5 protein-coding genes and 1 pseudogene are annotated in these 4,102 nt (G+C 38.7%); all 6 read left to right on the top strand.

Annotation, left to right across the window (positions count from 1 at the left end):
• Nucleotides 1-522: FimD/PapC C-terminal domain-containing protein (locus UC75_RS20310; protein ID WP_322842884.1), on the top strand; the 522-nt coding region annotated here is incomplete at its 5' end.
• Nucleotides 513-1,532 (top strand): spore coat U domain-containing protein, encoded by a 1,020-nt coding sequence (locus UC75_RS05550; protein ID WP_049836964.1) that lies wholly within the window; start codon nucleotides 513-515, stop codon nucleotides 1,530-1,532. The genes UC75_RS20310 and UC75_RS05550, both read left to right, overlap by 10 nt.
• A gap of 228 nt (nucleotides 1,533-1,760) precedes the next feature.
• Nucleotides 1,761-2,447, top strand: a complete 687-nt coding sequence (locus tag UC75_RS05545) for a glutathione S-transferase family protein (protein ID WP_049836963.1) — start codon at nucleotides 1,761-1,763, stop codon at nucleotides 2,445-2,447.
• 7 nt (nucleotides 2,448-2,454) lie between these two features.
• A complete protein-coding gene (locus UC75_RS05540; protein ID WP_049837346.1) occupies nucleotides 2,455-3,216 on the top strand; it encodes an SDR family NAD(P)-dependent oxidoreductase in 762 nt (253 codons plus the stop codon).
• An 11-nt stretch (nucleotides 3,217-3,227) separates the two neighbouring features.
• Nucleotides 3,228-3,911 carry an SDR family NAD(P)-dependent oxidoreductase gene (locus UC75_RS05535; protein WP_049836962.1) on the top strand — a complete coding sequence of 228 codons (684 nt, stop codon included), beginning with the start codon at nucleotides 3,228-3,230 and terminating at the stop codon, nucleotides 3,909-3,911.
• Between the two features lie 78 nt (nucleotides 3,912-3,989).
• Nucleotides 3,990-4,102: pseudogene (locus UC75_RS20305) on the top strand (chorismate mutase); the annotation flags it as partial.

Raw genomic sequence — 4,102 nt, 5'->3', positions numbered from 1 at the left:
GCAGCAGGACGAGTGTTTGCAGCCAATGAAATTGGAGATGGTTACGCAGTTGTGACCAATGCTGGGCCGAAAAGTCAGATTATAAATGGCGGGGTAAATTTAGGCGTAACCGATAATTCTGGAAGATTTCTGATTCCTAGTCTAATGCCATACAAGGAAAACCATATTTATTTAGATCCATCGTATCTGCCTTTGAATTGGAGCGTGAAGTCTACAGATCAGAAAACAGTTGTAGGTTATCGCCAAGGTGGTCTTATTGACTTTGGTGCTCATCAGGTCATTTCTGGATTAGTCAAACTTGTTGACCAGAATAATTCACCTTTATTACCGGGTTATACAGTTCGAATTAATGGTCAGCAAGAGGTTGTAGTTGGCTACGACGGTGAAGTATTTATTCAAAATCTATTAAAACAAAACAAACTTGAAGTCGATCTACTAGATCATGGCACCTGCCAAGTTGACTTCACTTATAACAGTAATCAGTACTCAACTAAAAAATTGGGACCTTATGTATGTCATTAAATATTATGAATAAGGCTCAAATAGAGAGCTATAAGAAATTTTCATTGGTTTTAAAATACTTTATAGGTATTTGCTTATTTTATGTCGTTTATGCTTTTTTTAGTCCAGCACATGCTGCTTGTACGGTAAGCGGAACTACTAATAGTACTTTTACCTACACGGCAGCAAATATTAATAGTGATGCAACTGTAAACCTTTCAGGCACAATTACTTGCACGAATTTAGGACTTCCCCAGATTTCTAATTTCATGTGTATGAAAACCGTATTTACAGGAGCAACCACTGCGAATAATAGTGTGACTTTACCATATACGGTCACTGCAACTGTAGGTGGAGCTGGGTCTTCTACCACCAATCAAACCTCCAATGTGTGGTATGGTCCAGTAGCAACAGTCGCATCAAATAATATTGTGAGTTACTCGGTAAATGTGAAAGTACCAGCTCGAACGGGGTCACTCATTGCATATCCTAAAGGAACATATACGGCTTCGGTTCGGTTGTATTGGGATATGGATCTTTTGGGTTTATCTTGTGGTGATTTACTTGGTGGCTGGGATTCAGGTGATACATTACTAACAGCAAACTTTGTGGTACCAAGTATGTGCCAATTAAACTCAACCTCAACTGTAGATTTCAGCAATATTAATGATATTAGTACGACTAAGCGGGATTACACAGCGCAAGGAGCTGTAAATTCGACCTGTAATTATGGAACGCCATATAGCATTTATTTAGGCGATGGCAATAACCGTATTGCTGGCGGATTTAGGCGTATGACCAATGGTAATAATGAATATATTCCCTATCAGTTATATAAAGACTCTAACTATAGTACGGTGTGGGATGCCACAGGTGGCGTAACCAATGTTGGGGGAGCCGGTGGAGTGTCTGGTAGGGGAACAGGTAGCGCTCAAAGCACACCTGTCTATGGAAAAATTCCACAAGGTACTTCCATTGCAAGTACACCAGGAAACTATTCTGATAGTGTTGTTGTTACAGTGACTTATTAATTTATCAAATATACGCGGTTCTATTTTAATGACATGGTTCCGCGTAATTTTAATTATATTCATTAAAAATGGCTGAACATAAAACGATATAAATCAAAAGATTTTGGCTTTTTAAAACTTATTCGTCATCAAAAACAGTTTGACTTAAAAATGCATTCTGTATATTTATTGATTGGTTCTAAAAAAGAACTAGTAAGCAAAACAAGCAATTAAAATAAAGGTGAATAAATGTCGGATATTATTTTGCATCAATGGGAAATTTCCCCATTTTGTCAGAAAGTTTCAAGAATTTTAAAATTTAAAGGAATCTCATTTGACACAGTTAACTATAATGGCATTTTGGGGGCAAAAGTTCCTTTGCTCAGTAAAGTGGGTAAAGTACCTGTAATTGACCATAATGGACAGCGAATACAAGACAGTACCCGAATTGCTCGCTACCTAGAAGAAACTTATCCAGATACACCACGGCTTTATCCAGAAGATCCAAATCAAAAAGCACTTGCAGAGCTGTGGGAAGACTGGGCAGATGAAGCTCTCTATTTTTATGAAGTCTATTTCCGCGTAAATGACCCAGATGCATTAGACGAGGCAATTCGCATTAGCAGTATTGGCCGCCCAGCGTATGAAAGACCAATGGTAAAAGGATTTATTTTAGCCGAGTTAAAAACACAGCTTTTCTTTCAAGGTCTAGGCCGAATGAAAGCTGAAAATGTTGAAGCAGAGTTTATTAAACACTTAGACCGTATTGAACAAGTTTTATCGCAAAATGAATGGCTAGTTGGAGACTCTCAGACAATTGCCGACATTGCGGTGGTCGCTCAACTTGGTGAAGTGGTTCGCACAAGCAAAAAATTTAGTAAAGAAATTTTGGATCGTCCGTTTATTGCTTTATGGTATAAAAAACAAACAGGGTGAAATGACCATGACATTAGCAACACCAGATAAAAAATTAGATTGTGCAGTTGTCATTGGCGTTGGTGCATTACAAGGTATTGGCGCAGCCGTGTGCCATTGTTTTGCAAAAGAAGGTTTAAAAGTTTATATCGCTGGGCGCACTTTCCAGAAAATTGAAGCAGTTGCTGCCGAAATTCATTCGAAAGGTGGGGACGCAGTCGCATTTCGTCTAGATGCAGAAGATATAAAGCAAGTACAAGCTTTATTTGACACAATCACCAGTCAAAATGAGCGTATTACTGCTGTCATTCATAACGTAGGGGGAAATATTCCCTCAATCTTTCTACGAAGTCCGCTGTCGTTTTTTACGCAAATGTGGCAATCCACTTTTTTATCGGCTTATTTAGTTTCTCAAAGCTGTCTAAAAATCTTTAAAGATCAAAACCACGGTACGCTTATTTTTACAGGTGCGAGCGCTTCTTTGCGAGGGAAACCTTTTTTCGCAGCTTTTACCATGGGTAAATCTGCTTTGCGAGCTTATGCACTCAATCTAGCTCAAATTTATAAATCACAAGGCATACATATTGCTCATGTGATTATTGATGGAATGGTCGATGGCGATAGAGTAAATAAAGCATTATTTGGTCTGGGGCGATTAGCCCGTCTTACCCGTGGTACGGGTGGCCTCAATATTGATGCAATTGCAGAAAACTATTGGATGCTTTACCAACAAACACCGAAGCTTTGGACACATGAACTCGATTTACGCCCTTACCAAGAAAAATTTTGAGAGAGACTAAAATGCTAAAAAAAATATGTCAGAGATTTCAAAAAAAGCAGGGCTGTGTTGTCGTTGCTGGTCATGATTTACACCTAATCGAGCGTGATTTTCTAATTCTAGATAAAAACGCACAATTTCCATTACACCTTTATCAAGTTGTGCATGATTCAGCTGTGCAAAAAATCCAAGTTCACTCCATCAACGATGGCGTAACAGCAGTGCATTTGAACTTAGTAAATGCAGATCATTTAAAAAGCTTGGTGCGTTATATTTCCAGTCAAAGACACACAATTGAACTCTGTGTGTTTCAACCGAATTTTTCATCTTCGCCCAATATTGAGGCTTTATCTTTAGAAGAGATTGAACACAATTGGCAGACCACAGGTTTAAGTGCGGTGAGTGTGGCGCAAACTGTGATTAAGCCGATGTTAAAGCAGCAGCGGGGCACTGTTATTTTTCTTGGTGCACCATTTAACAACTCGACTCATTATGATGTGTTAAGCCAGAGCATGTTTGCGGGTATTCGTGCTTTAGCGCAGTCATTAGCTAGAGAGTTTCATCCTAAAGGCATTCATATTAGTTATTGCATGGTTGAAAAATGGGATGGACAGAACCAGCATTTCATTTCATCTGTTAAGCAAGTGTGTCAACACATCTATCAGCAGCCTAATTCGGCATGGAGCCAAGAACTCAGCCTATCTTGAAATTTTACTTTCGCATGTTGTTAAAATACAGTACTGATCTGGAATGACGACAGAACAATAATTTCGATAGGTATTTACATGACAAAAATTAAGAGTGCTCAGCCAGCTGTTAAAGTGGTTTGTACGTTGGCAGCTTTCATGTGTGTTTCTTCATTAGCGCAAGCATATCAATATGATCAAACTGCTCGTTT

The organism is Acinetobacter sp. V2 (genome assembly GCF_001188385.1).
Taxonomy (GTDB): Bacteria; Pseudomonadota; Gammaproteobacteria; order Pseudomonadales; family Moraxellaceae; genus Acinetobacter; species Acinetobacter oleivorans.
This window is presented reverse-complemented; position numbering and strand designations above follow the sequence as displayed.

Excerpts from the sequence above, each read along its gene's own strand:
- UC75_RS05545 (WP_049836963.1), top strand. The coding sequence starts at position 1,761 with ATGTCGGATATTATTTTGCATCAATGGGAAATTTCCCCATTTTGTCAG.
- UC75_RS05540 (WP_049837346.1), top strand. The coding sequence starts at position 2,455 with ATGACATTAGCAACACCAGATAAAAAATTAGATTGTGCAGTTGTCATT.
- UC75_RS05535 (WP_049836962.1), top strand. The coding sequence starts at position 3,228 with ATGCTAAAAAAAATATGTCAGAGATTTCAAAAAAAGCAGGGCTGTGTT.
- UC75_RS05550 (WP_049836964.1), top strand. The coding sequence starts at position 513 with ATGTCATTAAATATTATGAATAAGGCTCAAATAGAGAGCTATAAGAAA.